Annotated in this window: 25 protein-coding genes; 10 read left to right on the top strand and 15 right to left on the bottom strand. The window is 53.3% G+C overall.

Annotated features, from left to right (window positions below; translation table 11 throughout):
• Positions 1 to 18 precede the first annotated feature (18 nt).
• From hflD to rluE, 4 genes are read right to left on the bottom strand one after another with little or no spacing between them, the layout of a single operon-like run.
• On the bottom strand, positions 19 to 648 hold the full coding sequence (gene hflD, locus B3B59_RS02250; RefSeq protein WP_286808004.1) for a high frequency lysogenization protein HflD: 630 nt from the start codon (positions 646 to 648) through the stop codon (positions 19 to 21).
• A gap of 27 nt (positions 649 to 675) precedes the next feature.
• Positions 676 to 1,785 (bottom strand): tRNA 2-thiouridine(34) synthase MnmA, encoded by a 1,110-nt coding sequence (gene mnmA, locus B3B59_RS02255; protein ID WP_286808005.1) that lies wholly within the window; start codon positions 1,783 to 1,785, stop codon positions 676 to 678.
• Positions 1,786 to 1,826: 41 nt separating this feature from the next.
• Positions 1,827 to 2,300: an NUDIX hydrolase gene (locus B3B59_RS02260; RefSeq protein ID WP_212477853.1), complete on the bottom strand. Its 474-nt coding sequence runs from the start codon at positions 2,298 to 2,300 to the stop codon at positions 1,827 to 1,829.
• Positions 2,293 to 2,964 (bottom strand): 23S rRNA pseudouridine(2457) synthase RluE, encoded by a 672-nt coding sequence (gene rluE, locus B3B59_RS02265; protein WP_286808006.1) that lies wholly within the window; start codon positions 2,962 to 2,964, stop codon positions 2,293 to 2,295. The genes B3B59_RS02260 and rluE overlap by 8 nt, the downstream gene beginning before the upstream one ends.
• Positions 2,965 to 3,081: 117 nt before the next feature.
• Between rluE and icd the strand changes: the two genes are divergently transcribed.
• Positions 3,082 to 4,332 (top strand): NADP-dependent isocitrate dehydrogenase, encoded by a 1,251-nt coding sequence (gene icd / locus B3B59_RS02270; protein ID WP_040076074.1) that lies wholly within the window; start codon positions 3,082 to 3,084, stop codon positions 4,330 to 4,332.
• A 326-nt stretch (positions 4,333 to 4,658) separates the two neighbouring features.
• Here icd and yncL read toward each other — a convergent pair whose 3' ends face one another.
• Complete coding sequence (gene yncL, locus B3B59_RS02275) at positions 4,659 to 4,751, bottom strand: stress response membrane protein YncL (protein WP_072039515.1); 93 nt, start codon at positions 4,749 to 4,751, stop codon at positions 4,659 to 4,661.
• 354 nt (positions 4,752 to 5,105) lie between these two features.
• Here yncL and B3B59_RS02280 point away from each other — a divergent pair, with 354 nt between their 5' ends.
• Positions 5,106 to 5,354: a GlsB/YeaQ/YmgE family stress response membrane protein gene (locus B3B59_RS02280; protein WP_040076073.1), complete on the top strand. Its 249-nt coding sequence runs from the start codon at positions 5,106 to 5,108 to the stop codon at positions 5,352 to 5,354.
• Positions 5,355 to 5,394: 40 nt separating this feature from the next.
• Here B3B59_RS02280 and yoaJ read toward each other — a convergent pair whose 3' ends face one another.
• Genes yoaJ through B3B59_RS02290 form a run of 3 tightly spaced genes read right to left on the bottom strand, consistent with a single transcriptional unit; the run spans position 5,395 to position 6,641 of the window.
• Positions 5,395 to 5,469, bottom strand: a complete 75-nt coding sequence (gene yoaJ, locus B3B59_RS20460) for a protein YoaJ (protein WP_072039564.1) — start codon at positions 5,467 to 5,469, stop codon at positions 5,395 to 5,397.
• A complete protein-coding gene (locus B3B59_RS02285) occupies positions 5,470 to 5,568 on the bottom strand; it encodes a YoaK family small membrane protein (protein ID WP_154298865.1) in 99 nt (32 codons plus the stop codon).
• 44 nt (positions 5,569 to 5,612) lie between these two features.
• Entirely contained in the window at positions 5,613 to 6,641 is a 1,029-nt protein-coding gene (locus B3B59_RS02290) for a sensor domain-containing diguanylate cyclase (protein ID WP_046885988.1), read from the bottom strand.
• Between the two features lie 334 nt (positions 6,642 to 6,975).
• Between B3B59_RS02290 and B3B59_RS02295 the strand changes: the two genes are divergently transcribed.
• Positions 6,976 to 7,281: a hypothetical protein gene (locus tag B3B59_RS02295; protein ID WP_207293557.1), complete on the top strand. Its 306-nt coding sequence runs from the start codon at positions 6,976 to 6,978 to the stop codon at positions 7,279 to 7,281.
• Between the two features lies 1 nt (position 7,282).
• Here B3B59_RS02295 and B3B59_RS02300 read toward each other — a convergent pair whose 3' ends face one another.
• The gene (locus B3B59_RS02300; RefSeq protein WP_040076069.1) at positions 7,283 to 7,627 is read right to left on the bottom strand and encodes a DUF488 domain-containing protein; all 345 of its coding nucleotides are present in this window, start codon (positions 7,625 to 7,627) and stop codon (positions 7,283 to 7,285) included.
• A 114-nt stretch (positions 7,628 to 7,741) separates the two neighbouring features.
• Here B3B59_RS02300 and B3B59_RS02305 point away from each other — a divergent pair, with 114 nt between their 5' ends.
• Entirely contained in the window at positions 7,742 to 8,449 is a 708-nt protein-coding gene (locus tag B3B59_RS02305) for a CTP synthase C-terminal region-related (seleno)protein (RefSeq protein ID WP_046885876.1), read from the top strand.
• Between the two features lie 7 nt (positions 8,450 to 8,456).
• Here the strand turns inward: B3B59_RS02305 and B3B59_RS02310 are convergent, their stop codons facing one another.
• Positions 8,457 to 9,644, bottom strand: a complete 1,188-nt coding sequence (locus tag B3B59_RS02310) for a CynX/NimT family MFS transporter (RefSeq protein ID WP_286808007.1) — start codon at positions 9,642 to 9,644, stop codon at positions 8,457 to 8,459.
• Between the two features lie 99 nt (positions 9,645 to 9,743).
• Between B3B59_RS02310 and B3B59_RS02315 the strand changes: the two genes are divergently transcribed.
• The gene (locus B3B59_RS02315) at positions 9,744 to 10,520 is read left to right on the top strand and encodes an AraC family transcriptional regulator (RefSeq protein ID WP_286808073.1); all 777 of its coding nucleotides are present in this window, start codon (positions 9,744 to 9,746) and stop codon (positions 10,518 to 10,520) included.
• On the opposite strand, the gene B3B59_RS02320 is transcribed toward B3B59_RS02315, so the two are convergent.
• The 3 genes from B3B59_RS02320 to B3B59_RS02330 all read right to left on the bottom strand — a co-directional run bounded on the left by B3B59_RS02320 (position 10,504) and on the right by B3B59_RS02330 (position 14,444).
• Positions 10,504 to 10,950, bottom strand: coding sequence for a DUF441 domain-containing protein (locus tag B3B59_RS02320; RefSeq protein WP_040076064.1), 447 nt, complete (start codon positions 10,948 to 10,950; stop codon positions 10,504 to 10,506). The two genes, B3B59_RS02315 and B3B59_RS02320, sit on opposite strands and share 17 nt — an antisense overlap.
• A gap of 107 nt (positions 10,951 to 11,057) precedes the next feature.
• Positions 11,058 to 13,094, bottom strand: coding sequence for a TIM-barrel domain-containing protein (locus B3B59_RS02325; RefSeq protein ID WP_286808008.1), 2,037 nt, complete (start codon positions 13,092 to 13,094; stop codon positions 11,058 to 11,060).
• Positions 13,095 to 13,109: 15 nt separating this feature from the next.
• Positions 13,110 to 14,444, bottom strand: a complete 1,335-nt coding sequence (locus B3B59_RS02330) for a glycoside-pentoside-hexuronide (GPH):cation symporter (protein WP_046885880.1) — start codon at positions 14,442 to 14,444, stop codon at positions 13,110 to 13,112.
• Between the two features lie 288 nt (positions 14,445 to 14,732).
• Between B3B59_RS02330 and yoaI the strand changes: the two genes are divergently transcribed.
• The 3 genes from yoaI to B3B59_RS02345 all read left to right on the top strand — a co-directional run bounded on the left by yoaI (position 14,733) and on the right by B3B59_RS02345 (position 18,218).
• On the top strand, positions 14,733 to 14,843 hold the full coding sequence (gene yoaI / locus B3B59_RS02335; RefSeq protein ID WP_286808009.1) for a small membrane protein YoaI: 111 nt from the start codon (positions 14,733 to 14,735) through the stop codon (positions 14,841 to 14,843).
• 201 nt (positions 14,844 to 15,044) lie between these two features.
• Positions 15,045 to 17,075 carry a TonB-dependent copper receptor gene (locus B3B59_RS02340; RefSeq protein ID WP_286808010.1) on the top strand — a complete coding sequence of 677 codons (2,031 nt, stop codon included), beginning with the start codon at positions 15,045 to 15,047 and terminating at the stop codon, positions 17,073 to 17,075.
• Positions 17,076 to 17,321: 246 nt separating this feature from the next.
• Positions 17,322 to 18,218 carry a diguanylate cyclase gene (locus B3B59_RS02345; protein ID WP_046885882.1) on the top strand — a complete coding sequence of 299 codons (897 nt, stop codon included), beginning with the start codon at positions 17,322 to 17,324 and terminating at the stop codon, positions 18,216 to 18,218.
• Between the two features lie 37 nt (positions 18,219 to 18,255).
• Here B3B59_RS02345 and B3B59_RS02350 read toward each other — a convergent pair whose 3' ends face one another.
• Both B3B59_RS02350 and yeaG read right to left on the bottom strand, forming a co-directional pair.
• Positions 18,256 to 19,539, bottom strand: a complete 1,284-nt coding sequence (locus B3B59_RS02350; protein ID WP_040076058.1) for a YeaH/YhbH family protein — start codon at positions 19,537 to 19,539, stop codon at positions 18,256 to 18,258.
• A 92-nt stretch (positions 19,540 to 19,631) separates the two neighbouring features.
• On the bottom strand, positions 19,632 to 21,566 hold the full coding sequence (gene yeaG / locus B3B59_RS02355) for a protein kinase YeaG (protein WP_046885883.1): 1,935 nt from the start codon (positions 21,564 to 21,566) through the stop codon (positions 19,632 to 19,634).
• Between the two features lie 431 nt (positions 21,567 to 21,997).
• Here yeaG and B3B59_RS02360 point away from each other — a divergent pair, with 431 nt between their 5' ends.
• The gene (locus tag B3B59_RS02360; RefSeq protein WP_046885884.1) at positions 21,998 to 22,744 is read left to right on the top strand and encodes a MipA/OmpV family protein; all 747 of its coding nucleotides are present in this window, start codon (positions 21,998 to 22,000) and stop codon (positions 22,742 to 22,744) included.
• A gap of 90 nt (positions 22,745 to 22,834) precedes the next feature.
• A complete protein-coding gene (locus B3B59_RS02365; RefSeq protein WP_286808011.1) occupies positions 22,835 to 23,689 on the top strand; it encodes an aldo/keto reductase in 855 nt (284 codons plus the stop codon).
• Positions 23,690 to 23,731: the final 42 nt, after the last annotated feature.

A 23,731-nucleotide genomic window follows, 5' to 3' on the forward strand; every position in this document is an offset into this window, starting at 1 on the left:
ATTCGTAACTCCGGGAGGTTAACAATGAGCAAGAATCTGTTTTGCCTGAGTGCTCAGGCGATGACGAGAAAACATTAACTGCAGGCGGCCACCGCCGACCTGGTGCCACAGCACGGCGGCGCGGATGCCCGCCAGCAGCGAGGCGCGAACTTTGGCCTGCACCTGTGGACTTTGTAGCACTGCCGGGGACCCCGTTACCTGAATGCGTGGCCCCAGTGGGCTAATCACATCCACGTAGATACCCGCCATGGCACTCAGTAAGGTTTCGGATTGCAGATCGAAATGATCGAGCTGACGCTGCAGCCCGGCAATGCGGTTGCCGAGGGTGTCCATCGCGCCTTTGGCGGCGTTGAGCTTACGCTCCAGCACCATCATGCTTAAGGTATAGCGGGTCACTTCGGCATTCAGCCCCTGACGATTGTTAGCGTTCAGGACCCCTAACAGGGTTTCAAGGCCGAGGCGAAGATTCGCTTCACTGCCGCCGAAGACACCAAGCGTTGAACTGGGGTTCAGATCAACGCTGCTGTTCAGCGACACGTGCAGGGCATCAGCGTCGCAATGACCCTGATGCGCCAACTGTTGCACCAGACGGGCAGACTGGCAAATTCCCGCCAGCGCCAGGGTGATGTCATAATAGTTCTTCGCCACACTTACTCCTTTCTGTGTGCTAACGCATTAGTCGGTTATCAGCGGCAGACGCTGTTCGATGATACCACCGCCCAGACAGATTTCGCCGCTGTAGAAGACCGCGGACTGCCCTGGGGTAACGGCGGAGACGGGCTCGTCGAAGCGCACCTCAATGCGTTCGTCGTCAATCGCGGTGAGGGTGCAAGGAATATCGGTCTGGCGATAGCGGGTTTTCACCGTGCAACGCAGCGTGCCTTTTACCGGCTCGCGATCGACCCAGTGCAGCTGTTGGGCAATCAGCCCCACCGACATCAGACGCGGATGATCGTGCCCCTGCGCCACAATCAGAATATTGTTCTCAACATCTTTATCGACCACGTACCACGGATCTTCGCTGCCTTCTTTGGTACCACCAATCCCCAGCCCTTTGCGCTGGCCGAGGGTGTGGTACATCAACCCCTGATGCTGACCAATTTCTTCACCATCAACGGAGACGATTTTGCCCGGCTGGGCTGGCAAGTAGCGGCCAAGGAATTCGCGGAATTTACGTTCGCCGATAAAACAGATACCGGTTGAGTCTTTTTTCTTGGCGGTGATCAGATCCAGCTCTTCGGCAATCTTACGCACTTCGGGTTTTTCCAGCTCGCCCACCGGGAACAGGCTCTGGGCAATCTGCTCATGACCGAGGGTATAGAGGAAATAGCTCTGATCTTTATTGCCGTCGAGGCCTCGCAGCAGCTGGCTTTTGCCGTTGACATCGGCACGACGCACATAGTGGCCGGTGGCAATGTAATCGGCGCCCAGGTCTTCAGCGGCGAACTCAAGGAAGGCTTTAAATTTGATCTCTTTGTTGCAGAGAATGTCCGGGTTAGGGGTACGGCCGGCTTTATACTCTTCCAGGAAATGTTCGAAGACATTGTCCCAGTACTCTGCAGCAAAATTGACGGTATGCAGTTCAATGCCAAGCTTATCGCACACGGCCTGCGCATCGGCCAGATCGGCCGCCGCGGTACAGTATTCCTCGCCGTCGTCTTCCTCCCAGTTCTTCATGAACAGGCCTTCCACCTTATAGCCCTGTTGCAGCAACAGCCAGGCGGAAACGGAGGAGTCGACACCGCCGGACATGCCGACGATCACTTTTTTTGGGCTTTCTGACATTGGAATACTCACGACATTGAACTTCAAGGCGGCGTATTCTATCACGCGCCCCCGGCAATGGCACCCTCTGTAAACGGCCAGTTAAATTCGCCGATGGTCTCTAACGGCAGACGATGACCAGAGAGATAGCAGCGGATGCTCTCGGCAACCAGCGGTGAACGCAGGTTGGTGGCGCTCAGAATCTCGTCGGCCGTCACCCACAGGCAGCGGTCGATATCATCATCGTGCGGCTCGGTGGCGCACATTTCGTTAAGCTCGATAACAAACAGAAAACGCAGGAACGGGGTCTTATCCGGCGCAATCCAGTGATGAAGACGAATAAACTGCTGCGGTTCAGCGTGAATACCGGTCTCTTCCCACAATTCCCGGCGGGCGGCCTGTACCAGGGTCTCATCGGCTTCAAGATGACCGGCGGGTTGGTTCCACAGCGCTTTGCCGTTGATAGTCTCTTCCACCACCAGAAATTTGCCCTGGGCGTGAACCACTGTGGCCACGGTAACGTGCGGTTTAAACATTCTCTTCTCCTTTTTCTGTCCCGTCGCGCCATTCACCATTGGCCAGATTATCCAGTGAGTAATCGCCCATGGCGTAGCGGATTAAGCGTAACGTCGGGAAGCCGACATGGGCGGTCATGCGACGAACTTGGCGATTCCGCCCCTCATAAAGGGTAATTTTGAGCCAGGATGTGGGGATCGATTTGCGCTCGCGTACGGGCGGCGTGCGCGGCCACAGCCACTCCGGTTCACTCACCCGCTCAATACCGGCGGGCAGGGTAGGGCCATCGTTAAGGGTCACCCCGGTACGCAGAGCGGCAAGCGCCTCTTCGGTAGGTTCACCTTCCACCTGTACGTAATAGATCTTTCCGGTGCGCTTACCGGGCTGCGTCAGCCGCGCCTGCAATGCGCCGTCATTCGTTAACACCAGCAGACCTTCACTGTCGCGATCCAGACGGCCTGCGGCGTAGACGCCTGCAATCGGGATAAAGTCTTTCAACGTGCTGCGGCCAGCTTCATCGGTAAACTGCGGCAAAACATCGTAGGGTTTATTGAACAAAATCACCCGTTTGGGCTGGTTTGTTTTCGGTTTTCTGGTGGCTTGTCGTGAGCTGAATCGCTCAACCCGGTGATTTCTAAAAGAAGTTTTCTTCATGGTATTTTCAGGCTTTATCAATTGCCGCATTATAGCCTAATAACGAAGACCTTTCATGGCGCCAGACATTCAGGTACTATCGGGAGGCTCATTACAAATTATTAACATAAGATCAGTAACAACCAGAAGCGCTCGAAGGAGAGGTTAATGGAAAGCAAAGTAGTTGTTCCGGCGGAAGGTAAAAAGATCACCCTGCAAGACGGTAAGCTGAACGTCCCTCATAACCCGATTATCCCGTTCATCGAAGGCGATGGTATCGGTGTAGACGTCACCCCGGCAATGCTGAAAGTGGTGGATGCCGCTGTTGAGAAAGCCTACAAAGGCGAGCGTAAAATTTCCTGGATGGAAATTTACACCGGTGAAAAATCTACCCACGTTTACGGCCAGGACGTCTGGCTGCCAGCTGAAACCCTCGATCTAATCCGCGACTACCGTGTTGCCATCAAAGGCCCACTGACTACCCCAGTCGGCGGCGGCATCCGTTCTCTGAACGTTGCGCTGCGTCAGGAGCTGGATCTGTATGTTTGCCTGCGTCCGGTACGTTATTACCAGGGCACCCCAAGCCCGGTTAAACACCCGGAGCTGACCGATATGGTTATCTTCCGTGAAAACTCTGAAGATATCTATGCGGGTATCGAGTGGAAAGCGGACTCCGCTGACGCCGAAAAAGTGATTAAATTCCTGCGCGACGAGATGGGCGTGAAGAAAATTCGCTTCCCGGAACATTGCGGTATCGGCATCAAGCCGTGCTCCGAAGAGGGGACTAAGCGTCTGGTACGTGCGGCGATCGAATATGCGATCACTAACGACCGTGACTCTGTGACCCTGGTTCACAAAGGTAACATCATGAAGTTCACCGAAGGCGCGTTCAAAGACTGGGGTTACCAGTTGGCGACCGACGAGTTCGGCGGTGAACTGATTGACGGCGGCCCATGGCAGAAGATTAAGAACCCGAACACCGGCAAAGAGATCATCATTAAAGATGTGATCGCCGATGCGTTCCTGCAGCAAATCCTGCTGCGTCCAGCGGAATACGACGTTATCGCCTGTATGAACCTGAACGGTGACTACATCTCCGACGCCCTGGCGGCGCAGGTTGGCGGCATCGGTATCGCCCCGGGCGCGAACATTGGTGACGAGTGCGCCCTGTTCGAAGCGACCCACGGTACTGCACCGAAGTATGCAGGCCAGGATAAGGTGAACCCAGGTTCAATCATCCTGTCGGCAGAGATGATGCTCCGTCATATGGAGTGGTTCGAAGCCGCTGACCTTATCGTTAAAGGTATGGAAGGCGCGATCAACAACAAGACCGTGACCTATGACTTCGAACGTCTGATGGAAGGCGCTAAACTGCTGAAATGTTCAGAGTTTGGTGACGCGATCATCGAAAACATGTAATCCAGTCACTGGGTTATACAAGAACGGGAGCCGAAGGGCTCCCGTTTTTTTATGCTTGATAAACTTTTCCCTTATATCGGGCGGCCCGGCATTGCCACGCAAAGTCTGATAACGGCTGATTTTTATATCAAAGCGAGCGGTATTGAGGGCTGTAATAGTATTTGCTGCTGCGCTTATGATTATCCAAATTATTATTCGGAATAATCGGAAAGGAGATTTTGCATTAATAAATGGCGCGTCAAAACGGCCTCTTTAAACCTTATGCTCTCTGCGGTACAGGGGTGAAGAAGAATGTAAACAGCCCGGTAAACACCGGGCCTGCTTAGTTAAAACCAGTTGAATTTGGCGGACAGCAGACATAACAGCGCGCCTGCTGAAACAACATTTATAAAAATGATGAATCGACTAGATACGTTCATATTATCAATTTATGTATGGGATATTGAACCAGTGCGAATAATCGTAATAGCAAATGCTAAAACGATCAATGCGGATATAGATAAAAAAAAGCCCACACGAGGTGGGCAAGAAATACTGGAAGCAATGTGAGCAATGTCGTACTGAATACCTGAGTGTTTCGCTCAACTATTCAGTATTGAGAAAGATAATCTTTCTCATTGGAACATGCAACCCCTTCTTTTGTCCGGATTGCCTCTTTTTCAGATGGCGTTAAATCGTGCACGTGATGCTTATCACAATTTGCAAATCTGAATCCTGTGCTATCCTTTGTGTGTACTTGATTTAACGACAAAAACCATACAGAGAGGAACGATATGGGAATTTTATCCTGGATTATCTTTGGGCTTATCGCGGGTATTCTGGCGAAGTGGATCATGCCGGGCAAAGACGGCGGCGGCTTCATTGTCACCATCATCCTGGGGATTATCGGTGCCGTGGTCGGCGGTTGGATCAGTACACTTTTCGGGTTCGGCAAAGTGGATGGGTTTAACTTCGGTAGCTTCGTAGTAGCGGTGATCGGTGCGCTGGTCGTGCTGTTTGTTTACCGTAAAATCAAGAGCTAACAAATAAAAAGACCGCCTTTTGGCGGTCTTTTTATTGTCATCACCACCAGCCCAGCTGGCTTCCGGCTACGGCAACAACGGCGACAATCAGCATAATGATGGTCGTTTTTCTCATTTATCCCCCCGGTGCCGCGTAACCGCCGACAAAAAACCACGTTAAAAATACTACCGCCGTTATAAAGATAACGACCGGAAACAAAATACCGATCCGCATGTTTTTATCCATCCTGATAATCAAAGCCCGTTGAGTGTACGGGGTTAATCCACATTGAGGAAAGCGGTTTTACGTCGGGATTTTTTATCCACGTACATAGCCGCATCGGCCGAGCGCAGGGCGCTGTCGGCATCGGTCGAAAGTGGATCCACTTCGATTACCCCAAGACTGGCCCCTGGATAGACAATATGCACATTGCCTAGCCAATACTCTCCGGCTATACGCGCATTGATTTGCGTCTTCAATAGCGAGAGCGATTGCTCTTCCTGCGTTCCCTCATTCCGGGACAGGCAAGCAACCATAAACTCGTCTCCGCCCAATCTGCCGACGATATCATCATCACGACGGCCGTCGTTTAGCCGCTTCCCCACTTCAACCAGGAACTTGTCACCCGCTTCATGACCAAAGCGGTCATTAATCAGTTTGAAATCGTCCAGATCGATATAAGCGATAATGGCGTTCCGCTTTACGTGTCGCGCCAGGGAGAAAAGGGTAGAGAGGTCTTCAAAAATTGCACGCCGATTCGGCAGGCCCGTCAGCGCATCGGTATAGGAGTAGGCAATCAACGCCGCGTTGGCTTCCCGCAGTTGAGTGACCAGCGACTCTTTTTCAATGGACTGGGCAATCAGTCCGGCAAACAACTTCAGCACATGTTCGGCGCGCTCGCTCAATCTCTTTTTATGCGTGCTGGTCGCGCACAGGGTGCCGTAGAGAGAACCATCCGCAAGATGAATGGGGATGCTCATATAGGTGGTGATCCCCAGCGCTCTGGCTGCATCGCAATCGGGAAACTGTTCGCCAACGCGATCGCTAAAAAAGGTACTGGAGTCGATCGCGCGCTTACACAGGGTATCGCCCCAGGGAACGCTCAACCCTTCCGGGATCTGCATCTGCTGGCTATTACGGGCATAAAGAATATGCTGCAAACGGGCGCTGATATCGATTTTAGTGAGATAGGTAGACTCCATCTCGGTAACAATCTCGAGCATTTCAAGAAGCTGGCGCACCAGACTCTCAAGAGATTGTTCGGTGGCAAGCGTTTCAGAAACACGGGCAAGAATAAGATCCGACATGCGATGCTCGACTCCCATACAGAGACCTCTGTATCTGTATGTTTTGCTGAAAAAATGGGCTTCGGCGCATAGTAAAACATGAATGTGAATAATTTGATATATCCAGGAATCGTCCGTTAAGTTTCGGCGAGAGAATAAAAAAAGCCCCGGTAGTTAACCGGGGCAAAATAGATCTTGATTACGGAATGATGTTCTCTGGTCAAGGTGAGAACGGGGCCACTATAACCCCCAAAGATGCAGTATTAATGAAGAAATCATGGAGAAAGTGATTGCGATAATAGGCGGGATTAAGAATAATCTTAGTCCTCAGAATTCAACCTGCAATGAGTGAAGCATGTTTCAGTTAAAGCCGGGCAACCTGGCGTTAGTCATTGGCGCCCGTACGACTGCCGGCCGTCGCAATATTGGTAAATCCGTTGAGCTGTTTGGTCTTTGCCAGCCTGGACAGCGTTTTTTGAACCCGGTGAATGGCGTAATAACCGAAATGCCAGATACCGCCGAACGCGCGCTCTGGCTGGTGACCGGCGATGTCTTTGCCTGTGATAATCAGCACGGTTTTGCCTTTGTGCGCCCGGAACATCTGCTGCCGCTCAATCCGCAACAACTACCAGAAACCTTGCTCACAGCACTGCACGACTAAATTACAGACGGCGGAGCCATGCGGCCAACACCTGGGCGTGGTTCTGCTCGCGATCTTTCGCACCATAGAGCAGCGTGACCCTTTGTTTATCTGCCAGCCTGGCGATGCGTTTTCCTTCCTCGACGTTTTCTTCCAGCTCTTGCTGATACGCCTTACTGAAGCTGGCAAAGTCGATGGTTTCGCTATGGAAGGCTTTGCGCAACTCGCCTGAAGGCGCCAGGACCTTGCACCATTCATCGCAGGCCAGGTCCGTTTTCTTCACTCCTCGTGGCCAGAGACGGTCAACCAGAATGCGGTAACCATCCTCTTTACTGGCGTCGTCATAGAGACGTTTGCACTGAATCATGATCCTTATCTCCTTATTTTGCCACCTAATTTAAGGTGTTGTGATAATTGCAAAAGATCGGTAGTCTGAGATTCCTTATGTTATCCGGAATTTTTCTGGCATAAGGAATACCTGATGGAACACACTCCGCAAAAAGATACCCTCCGCATTGCACTGGTCGGGGATTATAACCCTGACGTTCTGGCGCACCAGGCGATACCGCTCGCCATTGATGATGCCGCCGCCGTACTGGATATTACCGCTGATTACGACTGGATAGCGACCACCGAGCTTAGTAGTCCCGAAGATCTGGTCGGTTATGACGCACTCTGGCTGGTTCCGGCAAGTCCTTATAAAAACGTGCAAGCGGCGTTCATTGCCGCCCGCTATGCCCGCGAAAACAGCCTCCCGTTCCTCGGTACCTGTGGCGGCTTCCAGCATGCGCTGATTGAATATGCGCGTAACGTGCTGGGCTGGCATGACGCTGCCCATGCTGAAACGGACAGCGACGGGCGCATGGTGATCGCACCGCTCACCTGTTCTCTGGTGGAGGTCACGAACACCATCGAGTTGCGCGCCAATACCCTGATTGCGAAAGCGTATGGTCGGGAAGAGATTGTCGAGGGGTATCACTGCAACTACGGTGTGTCTGAAGCCTTTGCGGCAGAGCTGGAAAAGGGCGACCTGCGGGTGACCGGCTGGGATGAACAGGGTGATATTCGCGCCGTTGAGTTAGTGACGCATCCGTTTTTTGTCGCCACGCTGTTCCAGCATGAGCGTGCGGCGCTGGATGGGCGTCCTGCGCCGCTGGTGCAGGCACTGCTGCGTGCGGCGCAGGGCTAAAGGCCTGTTAACGCGGCGCGATCTCCCGGTCGCGCCCGGCCAGTATGCCGCAACCGGCCATCACGATTGAGGCCAGCGCACAGGCAAGCAGCGGGATATGCCAGTCGCCGCTGGTATCATGAATTTTCCCCATCAGCGGTGGGCCGCAGGCGGCCAGCAAATAGCCCACCGACTGCGCCATCCCCGAAAGCGCCGCAGCCTGATGCGCGGAACTGGCACGCAGGCCAATAAAGGTCAGGCCGAGAATCATCGTCGCCCCTGAACCGAAGCCGAATATCAGCGTCCAGACCACCGCCTGCGAGGGCATAAACCAAAAGCCGGCGGCACTGACCGCACACATTAACGCTACCACTCCGGCCAGCGCGCGCTGATCTTTCAGACGGTGAAGGATCAGCGGAACGGCCAGCCCCGGGGCGGCAGTGGCCAGCTGCAGCAGGCCGTGCATGGAGCCGGCCTCGGTTTCGCTGTAGCCGTGACTTTGTAAAATAGCGGGTAACCAGCCGATAATGACGTAATAGATCAGCGAGTTAATGCCGAGGAACAGCGTTACTTGCCAGGCCAGCGGCGAGCGCCAGATCCCCCGGTTATGCAGCGCCCGGGCACCATTGAGCTGGCTGGCCGGTTGCTGTCGCCATTGTGGGAGCCACAGCAGCAACGCCAGCAGCGGGAAGACCATCAGCATCAATAAGGCGCCGTGCCAGCCCGCACCGCCCAATGCCACCGGCACCACCAGCGCTGAGCCCAGCGCCGCCGCCGCGCCCATGGTCAGGGAGTAGGCCCCGGTTAACTTCGCCACCTGGCCTGGAAAGTCACGTTTAATCAGTCCTGGCAGTAACACATTGCCCAGTGCAATACCGCAGCCGATCACGGCGGTTCCGATAAACAGCAGCGATGCTGTGGGCAGGGAACGCAGCGCAATACCGCCGATAATTAGCAGCAACGCCACAAACAGACTGCGCTCCATCCCAATGCGCCGGGCAAGGCCTGCCGCTAACGGCGATACCAGCGCAAAAGCCAGCAACGGCAGGGTGGTCAGTAATCCAGTCTGAGCGGTACTCAGGGCGTAGTCGAGACGAATCGCATCCAGTAGCGGTGCGGCGCCGGTAAAGGTCACCCGCAGCGTGGTGGCGATCAACAAAATCCCGGCAATCAGCAGGGCGCGCTGTTTCCCGGTGGCAGAGAGTGCAGTGGTCATTGTTTTCCCTGGTCTAAAATGAAGGCCACACGATACCCGTTTTCGTTGCTGATGGAATCAAGCTAAAATGACAGATTATCGCTAAATTCGGACAAGATGATGTCTGGTCTCGGTTTAAATGGTTATGACCCGGATAGCCAGCACGCTGCGGCAGTGGCTTTCCATATTCGCGTGGTGGAAGAGGAGCAGCACATTCCGCTGCATCAGCACCGCAAGGGACAGTTGATCCTGGCGCTACGCGGCGCCATCACAACGGAGGTGGAAAACGCCATGCTGATGGTGCCGCCCCAGTATGCGGTGTGGATCCCGGGGCAGCTGCCCCACAGTAATAAAGCCACCCCCGGCGCGCGGCTCTGCTTCTTATTTATTGAACCCGGTGCTATCGCGCTACCCGATCGCTGCTGCACATTAAAAATCTCGCCGCTGGTACGAGAGGTGATCCTCGCAATGGCAGAGCGTCAAAACATCGCCTGCCAGCGGCTGGTGGAGGTGCTGGGCGATGAACTGCCGAGCCAGCAGCAGGAACAGTTACAGTTGCCGGTATCACCACATCCTAAAATCCGTCAGATGAGTGAAATGATGATCGCCCAGCCCGCCGCCTGGCAAACCCTGCACCAATGGGCACGTCATTTTGCGATGAGTGAACGTAACCTCGCCCGGCTGGTGGTTAACGAAACCGGGCTGAGTTTTCGCCGCTGGCGCCATCAGCTACAACTGATTGTCGCGCTGCAGGCATTAATATCCGGGCAGACGGTGCAGCAGGTCGCGCAAATGCTGGGCTACGATTCCACCACCGCCTTTATTACCATGTTCAAGAAGGGGCTTGGGCAGACCCCCGCGCGCTATATTGCCAGCCTGGCTACGTCTTACCGATAAACAGCGAGACCAGACCGGCGGCGATAAGCGGGCCAACGGGAACGCCGCGAAACAGCGCGACTCCCAGTACGGTACCCACCAGCAGGCCGGCAACCAGCGTCGGCTGAGAGCTCATTAAGGTTACGCCCCGTCCGCCCAGCCAGGAGACAAAGACGCCCACGGCAATGGCAATCAATGATTTCCAGTTCATAAAGGCGTGGATAAGCGTAGAGGCAGGTAGCGTACCGCTGGCGATGGGCGCCATCACCCCAATGGTGAGAATAATAATGCCGATGGTCAGGCCCTGTTTTTCAATCCAGGGGAAAAAGCCGCTGAGTGGCGTAACGCGCACAATAATTAACACCAGAATGGAGATGGCAACCGTGGTGTTATGGCTGACAAAGCCCAGTGCAGCCAGCCCGAGCAGGATAAGCAGGGTAGGGTCAAACATGAAGAGATCCTTGCCAAAAATAGTAAGCCTGCTTACTTTACCCGCAAGCGGGTGAGTAAACAGGCTTTTCTAAAAAATTCCACTATTTTTGGGCGGCTGCCTGAAGGTTACGCCACTAACAGCGATACCAGCGGGCTTCCTTCGCGCACAAAGACAGGAATGGTCTCCAGTGCGGCCTCAACGCGGATACGTTCACCGCCCTGGTAGCGCTCACCGTTCAGCGCGATCCACTGCTGGCCGGCAGGCAACCAAACCTCGCGCTGGCGTTGTCCGGCGTGCATCACCGGCGCGACCAGCAGGTCCTCCCCAAACAGATATTGATCTTCAATTTCCCAGCTCTGGGGCTGCTGCGGATAGTGCCAGAAGAGCGGGCGCATTAGCGGATCGCCGTGCTGATGGGCATTGTCATACAGCTCATCAATATAAGGTCGCAATTTCTCGCGTACCGTCAGCCAGTGCTGCATGATGCTGAAGTTCGCTTCGCCATAACTCCACAGTTCGTTCGGGGAGCCGCTGTTGCACTGAGGAATGCCGTCGCGATAGCGCTCTGGCGGCTGGATTTGTGGCTCACGATATCCGTGCATCCGCAGAACCGGGCAGAAGACCGCCCACTGGAACCAGCGGATCAGCAGTTCATGGAACGCCGGATCGTTAACGTTGCCGCCCTGGAAGCCGCCGATATCGGTCGTCCACCACGGGATGCCTGCCAGCCCCATATTGAGCCCTGCGGCGAGCTGATTGCGGAAGGCGTGGAATGATGAGTGCACATCGCCTGACCAGGCCAGCACGCCATAGCGCTGGCTGCCTGCCCATGAACAGCGCACCAGGTTAACAATATCCTTTTCGCCGTTGGCCTTCAGCCCCTCGTAGAACCCTTGCGCGAAGTCGCGTGGATAGCGGTTACCCACTTCCAGCACCGGGCCTGCGTGGTAACGATAGTTATCAAAGTCGTAGGCACGATACTCAGGCTCGGCCTCATCCAGCCAGAACAATTTGATACCCAGATCATAATAATTCTGTTTTACCGTATCCCAGACGAAGGCGCGCGCCTGGGGATGCGTCGCGTCAAAGAAGGTCGTGTTACCCATAAAGTCGAGATTTACCTGCACCCCGCGTTCGCTGGACACCAGCCAACCTTTGGCTTTCATGTGGGGATAGAGCGGGCTACGTGCTTCAACCGTGGGCCAGACCGAGACCATCAGCTCAATGCCCAGGCCGTTAAGCTCTTCAACCATCGCTTTCGGATCGGGCCAGTCGACCGGATCAAAACACCAGGTCCCCTGATTCGGCCAGTGGAAGAAATCGATCACCATCACCGACAGCGGTAGGTTGCGGCGACGGTACTCACGGGCTACGTCCAGCACCTCCTGCTGGGTGCGATAGCGCAGTTTGCACTGCCATAATCCGCTGATAAATGCCGGGGCCGGCGGAGGTGTCCCCGTGGCCTTGACATACTGGCGGGTAATGGCCTGGATGGAGTCCGCGGCGGTGATCCAGTAATCCATCTCGCCGGTCACGCGGGCGCGCCATTCGGTCTGGTTTTTGGCGAAACTGACCTCGCCGATGGCCGGGTTGTTCCAGAGCACGCCATAACCGAGGCTCGACTGCATAAAGGGAACGCTGGCCTGGGAGTTGCGCTGTGCCAGCTCAAGGGTGCAGCCTTTCAAATCCAGCCACGGCTGTTGGTACTGACCCATACCGTAAATCCGCTCATCAGGGCGCGACTCAAAACGGACGGCGAGCTGATATTTCCCGCCCGCAAGCGGTTTGAATTCACGGCCATCAAGCTTCAGCGCACTGACGTACTTATCCTGACTCTTTTCACTTGCCCCAATGCCTACCGTGGAGCGCTGACGCCACATCTCCTCCAGCAGCAACTCTCCGCGCTGGTTATAAAACGCCAGTTGCCCCTTCAGGTTGAGCACTGCGGTAATATTGCCATTACGCAGGGTCAGGATCTCGGGCTGGACGTTAATGTCAGCCGTAGACGGTGTCGCCGGCAGTAAGGCGTGATTTTCATCATTGAACGCCAGTGAACAGGTCGCTCTCACGCGCAGGCTGTGCTCTCCCCAGGGCTCTATACGTAAGATCTGACGCTCAAAACGCCACTCAATACTGTTGGTGTGTCGAATAAGTTCACTCATGAATGCTGCGTCCTTTTAAGAAAAAGTCTGTTTGGCGAGTTGGATGGATTTCATGGTGCTGTCGTCGAGTTTGTACCAGCGCAGAGTCGCGAAGGCGGCCAGCGAAAGGATGCCCGGCACCACGGTAAAGAGGGCGATGATGCAGTACATGGCGGTAGAGGTCTGTTCCGGCGCATTCGCCACATAGCCGCTAAAGCCCAGCGTCCAGCCAACAATGGCGCCGCTGATGGCCATACCGAGTTTGAGCACCGCCAGGAAGGTCGAGAAGATAACCCCATCCATGCGTTTGCCCTGTTTCCATTCGCCGTAGTCGGCGACGTCGGCCATCATGACCCACATTAGCGTGGTGGTGGCCTGGTAGAGGGTTGAGATGATGAATGTCATTGGCACCAGCACCAGCACGGATTTTGGCGCGAAGAACAGGGCGATGCTCAGTACCCCGGCCAGCACCGCACAATAGCCGAACATTTGCACTTTGCTGTAGTCACGCGTCAGGCGTTTTGCCAGTGCGCTACCGGCGGCTTTACCCAGAATATGCGCCCCCAGCATCCACATAAAATAGCTGGCGCTGCCGAGATAATAGGTGACGAAATACATCATGGCGCCGAGGCGAATTACGCCGAAGCCGATGTTAGTCAATACCAGAACGGCCACAACGCGCCACTGATCGTTGCGTAACAAATCGCGTAATTCTGAGAGGTAATTATTATGAGTCGCGGGGGCATTAATCCTCTCCCGGGTATTGGCGAAGCAGATCCAGAACATGATGACCGCCACCGTCGCCATTATTCCCATGGCCCAGCGATAACCGACTAATTTGTCATCTCCGCCAATAAACTCGGCCAATGGCATCATAAAGAAAGTGGATAATGCGCCGCCCAGGGTGGCAAGGAAGAAGCGATAAGATTGCAGAGAAATACGCGCTTCGTTATCTGGCGTAATGACCGCCCCCATAGAGCAGTATGGAATATTAATGGCGGTGTACATCAGCATCATCAGGGTATAGCTGACGGTGGCGAAAATCATTTTACCATGAAGATCGAGCGATTCCGGTACCGCATAGGTCAGCAGGCAGCTGGCACCAAATGGCAGGGCCAGCCACAACATCCATGGTCGGAACTTACCCCAGCGGGTACGGGTGCGGTCAGCAATATATCCCATGGCCGGGTCAATGATGGCATCGGCGGTACGCGCCAGTAAAAACATGGTGCCAACAAAGGCAGCAGGCAGCCCGACCACATCGGTATAATAGAAGGTCAGAAAAATAATGACGTTATCCAGCCCTATATGGCTGGCCATATCGCCCAGCCCGTAGCTGATTTTTTCTTTACGGGTAATTTTTTCGGTCATTCTATTCCCCTGCCGGTAGGCGGTGTATTTGTTGTGATGTTCTGCAGCTTATGTTTTATCAGTAACGAATGTTTAACAATTACGAGATCTGGCATCGTAGTTACGGAAACTTATTTTCGTGATACCGGTAACAAATCACCCTGTAAGGGTTAGCGTTTATTTGAATTAAATGATTTAAGAGGCTAGAGCTGTCTGAATCGTTTCAGTATGAAGATATTTATTTCTTACTAAAAATGTCATTGAAGTGTCATTTCTCCGGCGTAAAAACGAGTAAAACACGACGGGAGAATGATGATGAACGATCCTGCTTTTGGCGATGTGATCTATATTTCCGGCACCTTTTTCACCATTATTTTTATTCTGGTCGCCTCGGTACTTTGGCTCGAAAAGCACGCGTAAATCCGTGACTCCGGGTCGTTAGATCCCCTTTTTCAACCCTTTTTCACGCCGTTATTCTCCTCGTTTTTTATTGTTGCGCCCCGTTCCCCGCGGCAAACTTTTTCATTCAGATCCCTGTGCCTGCCCATCTCTCCCACTCTCTGAACAAGGGATTTGTCTTCACGGCAGGACAGCAACACTCTTTTAAGTTTGGGTTCAGGAATGAATAAAGAACGCTTTGTGCTTCATCCGCTGGCGCTTGCGCTACTGGGCGCATTGTCATTTACTTCTCAGGCGGCTGAACGAACTACGGCCCCGCAGGTAAACGACGGCGATATCATCACCGTAACCGCGCCCGTGCTCTCCCCACTGGAAGTGGTGACCTCGCCAAAAACGCCACGCCAGCCGGTGCCGGCCAGCGACGGTTCTGATTACCTCAAAACCATTCCCGGGTTTAGCCAGATCCGTAACGGAGGGAGCAACGGCGACCCGGTATTCCGCGGCATGTTTGGCTCACGCCTGCGCCTGTTGACCAATGACAGCGAGATGTTAGGTGCCTGTCCTTCGCGTATGGATGCGCCAAGCTCTTATATTTCGCCAGAAAGTTATGATCTGCTGACGGTGATCAAAGGACCCGAAACCGTACTCTGGGGGCCGGGTAACTCTGCCGGAACGGTACGATTCGAACGTGAACCGCCGCGTTTCGACAAAGCGGACATAAAGGGGGACGCCAGTTTGCTGGCCGCCTCTAACGATCGCTTTGATGAAAATGCCGACGTCAGCTTTGGCAACGATAAGGGCTACGTGCGCCTGACGGGGAATAATTCGAAAGCGGGGGATTACAAAGATGGCAATGGCGATCGCGTCGCCTCGAAGTGGGATAAATGGAACACCGATTTGGCCATCGGCTGGACGCCGGATGCGGACACGTTGCTGGAGTTGACCGCCGGGCAGGGCGATGGCGATGCCAGCTATGCCGGGCGTGGCATGGACGGCTCGCAATTCAAACGTGAAAGCCTGGGGCTGCGCTTCAAAAAAGAGAATATCGGCGAGGTCTTCGATTCGCTGGATATGAGCGCGTATTACAACTATGCCAACCACATTATGGATAACTACTCCATGCGTTCGCCGGGAGCGCCCGCTTCAGGCACCATGCCGATGGGATCGATGGATATGTCGATGCCAATGGAAAAACAGGTCGATCGCCGGACGGTTGGGGGCAGGGTGATGGGAACCTGGCTGTGGTCTGATTATGAGCTGAAAAGCGGTCTCGATACGCAACTGAATACCCATCGCAGCAACGAAGATGATGAGGACGAAGGCTGGCAGGAAGATGCTCGCTTTCATGACTATGGTGCCTTTAGCGAACTGACGTGGAGTGCGACCGACCTCAGCAAAGTGATTGGCGGTGCGCGTCTGGATAAGGTGGAAGTGGATAACTTTACTGGCGTTGGTAGCAGCAGTCGGCAAGACACGCTTCCGGCCGGCTTCTTACGGGTTGAGCATAATCTCGGATCGCAGCCCGCGATGGTCTACGCCGGACTGGGATACACCGAGCGTTTCCCGGATTACTGGGAACTCTTTTCACCCACCTATGGACCGGATGGCACCACGGATGTCTTTGATAATCTGAAACCGGAAAAAACCACCCAGCTTGATGTTGGGGCACAATACAAAGGGAAAAAAACGACCGGCTGGATCTCCGCCTATATCGGACGGATTAACGACTACATCCTCTTCCTGTACGATCCCGATGATAGCCACGTCAGTCAGGCAGATAACATCGATGCCACCATTATGGGGGGCGAGATGGGTGCCTCTTATCAGCTAAGCGAACGGTGGAAAACAGATGCCACCCTGAACTACGCCTGGGGGGAAAATACGGACGAACATCAGCCGCTGCCACAAATGCCGCCGCTGGAAGCTCGCCTTGGCCTGACGTGGGAGAAAGGCGACTGGAGCTCTACAGGGCTGTTGCGTATGGTCAGCCCACAGCACCGGGTGGCGTTGAACGAGGGGAACGTGGTAGGCAAAGACTTTGATCAGAGCGCCGGGTTTGCCATTGTTTCCGCCAACGCTGCGTACAAGGTCAATAAATTCCTGAAACTCAGCAGTGGCGTTGATAATCTGCTGGATAAAAGTTACAGCGAACACCTTAACCTGGCGGGAAACAGTAGCTTCGGTTACTCTTCTGATACCCCTGTCAATGAGCCAGGGCGTACCTTCTGGGCCAAAATGAACGTTGAATTTTAAGCCTCTGCCCTCCGTCGTTATTATTTAATGGGACGTGAGGGCTATTAAATAGAATTAAACAGGTTGGCCTGTTTTAACTGATAATAATATCGTTGCTTGTTATATGCAGTTTAACGAATAACTAAATTTTCTTATTTAATAGGGAGTTTCTGTTTTTAATGTCGTTAATTTAGATATACTGACAAAAATAGATATTTAACATGGTATACTCTTTACAGGTTATTCTTTTGTTATGTGAAGGTTAATATGAACAGGAAGTTCAGAGATATCGACGCGACCGTGCGTGGACTCAATAGCGCAACTGATGCGCATTTTAAATGGCTGGTAAAAGTTCTCCGTTATGTAGCGAGTCGTGAGGGCGATTTACCTGAAATCACCTGCACCGACGCGCATCATCATTGTGAATTTGGACACTGGCTGAATGACAAATTGCTTGAGGAGCGAGAGGATAAAAACTTTCTCCTGGACATCAATAAACAGCATATTGTGATTCATTACGCCTGTCGTACCATGATTAAGGAAATCATTGAAAACAAAGACGCTTCCAGTGCCTATGAGGACTTTGAAAACGCGCTGTTAGCCTTCACGGAATCTCTCACTCTTTTTAAAGTGCATCTTTTGCAGCTGCGTACAAGTTATGACGCACTCACAGGGTTACCTTTACGCCGCGTGCTTGATGAATCTTTCGCGAGCATGAATAAAGAGTTAAGTGATGATGGTCTTTATCTGTTGCTGCTCGATGTCGATCATTTCAAAAAAGTGAATGATGATTACGGCCATTTGAATGGCGATATTGTATTGCAATCATTGGCAACGCATCTTGATAACCACGTTCGCGCATCAGAGTCGGTATATCGCTACGGGGGTGAGGAGTTTATTATTCTGCTGCACGTCAGGGATGATAACGAAGCTATCGCAACGGCGGAACGACTCCGTCGACTGATTTCTGAAATGGTGATTGTCGCAGGGGAATATCATATCAATGTGACGTTCACCTCGGGATTAACCAGAATAAAGTATGGCGAACCCCTTCGGGAAGCGGTCGAGAGAGCAGATTTAGCTTTATATAAAGGCAAAGCCAGCGGCCGAAATTGTACGATGTTGATAAACACCCAGCGTGAAACGCAGAGATATAGCGATTAAAAAAGAACAGCCAGTTAGTAATAACTGGCTGTTTTGTTTAGCTGTTGCTGGTGGCCGATTGCTTGTGGAAGAGCTCACGGAAGACGGGATAAATATCATCCTGGTCGCGGATATGCTGCATCGCGAAGTTTTCAAACGTCGCCTGCAGATGTTCATATTCACGCCACAGGGTCTGGTGTGCCCGACGGGTGATCTCAATATAGCTATAGTAGCGCACCACGGGCAGCAGTTTTTTCGCCAGGATCTCATGACACAGCGGTGAATCGTCTGCCCAGTTATCCCCATCGGAGGCCTGAGCCGCATAGATATTCCATTGTGCCGGGTCGTAGCGCTCTTTCACCACCTCGTCCATTAACTTCAGGGCACTAGAGACAATGGTGCCACCTGTCTCTTGCGAGTAGAAGAACTCGTGTTCATCCACCTCTTTCGCCTGGGTGTGGTGACGAATATAGACCACCTCCACGTTTTTATAGGTTCTGCTCAGGAACAGATAGAGCAGGATATAAAAGCGTTTGGCCATATCCTTAGTGGTCTGATCCATCGAGCCGGAGACGTCCATCAGACAGAACATCACCGCCTGGCTTGAGGGCTCTGGGCGTTTTTCATAGTTCCTGTAACGCAAGTCGAAGGTGTCGATAAAGGGCACGCGTTCGATCTTAGCGCGTAACTCGGCAATCTCTTTGCGCAGACGCTCCTCTTCCAGCAGTTGCACAGGCTCGCTGTTTTCCACCGTTTGCAGGCTGGCTTCCAGTTCGCGTAGCGCCCGACGTTTGCCCGCTGTCATGGCGGTCCGCCGCGCCAGCGAGTTCTGCAGCGAGCGCACTACGCTGATGTTTGCCGGCACGCCATTCGCGGTATAACCCGCGCGATGGGTTTTATACTCGGTTAACTGACGGTGCTGATTTTTCTTCAGATTTGGCAGGGCCAAATCTTCAAACAGCAGATCGAGATACTCATCTTTGGAGATCTGAAAAACGAATTCGTCCTGTCCTTCACCATCCTGACTCGCCTGGCCCTGGCCGCTGCCAGAACCGCCACCGCCGCCCTGCGGACGCTCGATGCGGTCATTCTGGATAAAGTGATCGTTACCGGGATGTACGCGATGGCGTAAACCGCCGCGTCCCTGGTGAAACATTGGCTCGCTAATATCGTCCGTCGGAATAGAGACGGACTCGCCGCTATCGACATCGGTCACCGAACGCTTATTAATGGCCTCGGAGATCGACTGTTTGATTTGCGCTTTATAACGGCGCAAGAAGCGTTGGCGATTCACCGTGCTCTTGTTTTTGCCGTTAAGACGCCGGTCAATAAACCAGGTCATATGTCCCCCGTACTGCATTTGCCAACTTTGTACCCTTACGGGTATGCGCAGTTGCTGTTTGCCCGGCAGGCTTTCACCGCCGGGCAGCATTGTTATGATGATTTACGGACGCGGAGATACCATTCACACAGCAGGCGAACCTGCTTGCGGGTATAGCCTTTCTCCATCATACGGTCGACAAAGTCGTCGTGCTTTTTCTGCTCGTCGGTGGAAGTTTTGGCGTTAAACGAAATCACCGGCAGCAACTCCTCGGTATTAGAGAACATTTTCTTCTCAATGACCGTGCGAAGTTTTTCATAACTGGTCCAGTTGGGGTTGCGACCGTTGTTATTTGCCCGGGCACGCAGCACAAAGTTAACGATCTCATTACGGAAGTCTTTCGGGTTACTGATCCCGGCAGGCTTCTCGATTTTTTCCAGCTCGGCGTTCAGCGATTCACGATCGAAGAGCTGACCGGTGTCCGGATCGCGGTACTCCTGATCCTGGATCCAGAAATCGGCATAGGTAACATAGCGGTCAAAAATGTTCTGGCCGTACTCGGAGTACGACTCCAGGTAGGCGGTCTGGATCTCCTTGCCAATGAACTCAGCATATTTCGGGATCAGATAACCTTTCAGGAACTCAAGGTAACGTTCGGCCTGCTCCTGCGGGAACTGCTCACGCTCAATCTGCTGCTCCAGAACATAGAACAGGTGTACCGGGTTTGCCGCCACTTCCGCATGGTCGAAGTTGAATACGCGAGAGAGGATCTTAAACGCGAAGCGCGTAGACAACCCGTTCATCCCTTCATCAACGCCCGCATAGTCGCGATACTCCTGGTAGGATTTCGCTTTCGGGTCAGTGTCTTTCAGGCTCTCACCATCGTACACGCGCATTTTTGAGTAGATGCTTGAGTTTTCAGGCTCTTTCAAACGCGACAAGATTGAGAAGCGTGACAGCGTTTCCAGGGTGCCAGGGGCGCAGGGCGCATGCACCAGCTCACTGTGATTGAGCAGTTTTTCGTAAATTTTGATCTCTTCTGAGATGCGCAGGCAATAAGGCACCTTGACGATGTAAACACGGTCAAGGAAGGCCTCATTGTTTTTGTTATTTCTGAACGTGACCCACTCCGATTCGTTCGAGTGCGCTAGGATAATGCCGTTGAACGGCAGGGCGGAGATGCCTTCAGTCCCGTTGTAGTTGCCTTCCTGCGTCGCGGTCAGCAGCGGGTGCAGCACTTTGATGGGGGCCTTAAACATCTCGACAAATTCCATCACCCCCTGGTTTGCCCGGCAGAGCGCGCCCGAGTAGCCGTACGCATCTGGATCGTTTTGCGCATGATTTTCCAGTTTACGAATATCAACTTTACCGACTAGGGCAGAGATATCCTGGTTGTTCTCATCACCCGGTTCCGTCTTGGCGATAGCAATCTGTTCCAGAATGGACGGCCAGACTTTTACCACGCGGAATTTGGTAATATCGCCGCCAAATTCGTGCAGACGTTTTGCCGCCCAGGGTGACATGATGGTGCCCAGATAACGACGGGGAATGCCGTACTCTTTATCCAGGATCTGCGCATCTTCCTGCGGATTAAACAGACAGAGCGGGTGATCATTCACCGGGCTGCGCTCACCGTTAGCGCTCAGCACATAGATTGGCACCCGCTGCATTAATGATTTAAGACGTTCAGCCAGTGACGATTTACCGCCACCCACCGGCCCCAGCAGATACAGAATCTGTTTCTTCTCTTCCAGCCCTTGTGCCGCGTGCTTCAGATAAGAGACGATCTGCTCAATGGCATCCTCCATGCCATAAAACTCTTCGAACGCAGGATATCGGGCGACGACCCGATTGGAAAAAAGACGGGAAAGCCGTGGTTCCTGGGCAGTGTCCACCATCTGTGGCTCACCGATAGCCATCAATAGCCGTTCTGCCGCGTTAGCATAGGCACTGCGATCTTGCTTACAGATGGCAAGAAACTCCTGCAGTGTGAACTCTTCGTCCTTGGCAGCTTCATAGCGCTGGCGATAGTGATCGAATATATTCATGGCATGCCGTCCTTTCGTTTTTTAGCACAGGATAAGAGCCGTTCGTATGAATAGTGGAGGCTCCCGGAAGCGGGATCCTTTGCACCTCACTGCAAAAGCAGCAACCCGTGTGCCAGGTCGGGGGCTAAAACTGCGGGGTGGTCAGGAATTCATCTTCTTAAAATTAAGCGTAGATGGCATTTGCAAAACTTGCATGTCGCCCAAATCTAATTTCAATGACATATCAATAACTCATCCGAAAAATCAGCGATAATTTTTAAGTCAAACACACTTATTTCGCGGTTCTGTCATCGGAGTGACAATATTTCATCATGTGCATCGCAGAAATTAATCTGTTTATCAGAAATATTCGTATGTAAAAAATTGGGAAAGCGCGCGAAGGGCGGTTAAACTCCTTTCGCGGATTATTTGACTACAGGAAAGAATGGATTGTGACCAAACTCAAACTTCTGGCACTGGGAATTCTCGCTGCCGCTTCAGTGGGTACCGCTAGCGCGGAGAATCAGTGGTCTGTCGGCGCAGGCGTCGGCGTGCTCAATAGCCCGTACAAAGACTATGACCGTGATGTCTATCCGGTACCGGTGATCACCTATGAAGGTGACAACTTCTGGTTCCGCGGTCTTGGCGGTGGCTATTATCTGTGGAATGACGAAAGCGATAAGCTCTCGATCATGGCTTACTACGATCCGATGCACTTCAAGCCGGGCGACAGCGACGACTGGCGACTGAAGCAGCTCGATAAACGTAAGAGCACCATGATGGCGGGTCTCTCCTACGTGCATAACACCCAGTATGGTTTCCTGCGTACCTCCCTGGCAGCTGACACGCTCGATAACAGCAACGGCTACATTTGGGATCTGGCCTGGTTGTATCGCTATACCAACGGCGGCCTGACGCTGACGCCGGGCATTGGCGTGGAGTACACCAGTGAAAACTATAATGACTACTACTATGGGGTGTCCCGCCGTGAGGCAAATCGTAGTGGGTTAAATCGCTACAATGCTGACGATGGCTGGAACCCGTACCTGGCGCTCACTGCCAGCTACGAATTCACTCAGGACTGGAATATCTACGGCACCGGCCGTTACACCCGTCTGAGCGATGAGATCAAGGACAGCCCGATGGTCGACAAATCCTGGGCAGGCGCGTTCTCTGTTGGGGTGACCTACAGTTTCTGATTGTGCATCTTCACAGTGCAATCACTGCATTACAACGGGGCGCTTGCGCCCCGTTTGTATTATGTTGGTGCGGTGAAACAGGAGAAACAGATGAGCAAAAAAACCGTTATGTTTGGCGAAAAAGAGACTCTGCCGGCCATCGGCCAGGGCACCTGGTATATGGGTGAGAAAAACAGCCTTCGTTCTCAGGAGGTCACTGCGCTGCGCACGGGCATCGAACTGGGCCTCACCCTGATCGATACCGCAGAAATGTACGCAGACGGCAAAGCAGAAGAGGTGGTTGGCGAAGCGATTAAAGGAGTACGGGATAAAGTCTATCTGGTCTCCAAAGTCTATCCGTGGAACGCGGCAGGCCAGAAAGGGATGGCGGCCTGTGAAGCCAGCTTACGCCGCCTGGGTACCGACTACCTCGATCTCTATCTGCTGCACTGGCGAGGCGAATACGGCCTGGAGGAGACCGTCGGGTTGATGGAGACCTTGCAGCGTCAGGGCAAAATTCGCCGCTGGGGTGTATCTAATCTGGATGTTGAAGATATGCAGGCGCTCTGGCAAGTGCCCGGAGGGCAGGCCTGCGCGACAAATCAGGTCCTCTATCATCTGGCTTCGCGAGGCATCGAATACGATCTTCTTCCCTGGTGTCAGCAACAGCAGATGCCGGTAATGGCTTACTGCCCCCTGGCTCAGGCCGGGCGATTACGTTCTGGATTAATGACGCATCCGGTGGTCAATGAGATAGCACAACGTCATCGCGCCACGCCGGCGCAGATCCTGTTGGCATGGGTCATCAGTCATCAGGGGGTGATAGCGATTCCAAAAGCGGGCTCGCCTGAGCACGTCAGGGATAACGCGCAGGCGTTAGAGATTACGCTCTCTGACGAAGAGATAGCTATCCTTGCGGACGCATTTCCGGCGCCTGGCCATAAAACGCCGCTGGATATGGTGTGATGGTAAAACGCCCCGCTCCCGTGGAGAGTGGGGCGGGCATCA

The sequence above is a fragment of the Leclercia sp. UBA2479 genome (assembly GCF_002341985.1).
Classification (GTDB): domain Bacteria; phylum Pseudomonadota; class Gammaproteobacteria; order Enterobacterales; family Enterobacteriaceae; genus Enterobacter; species Enterobacter pneumoniae.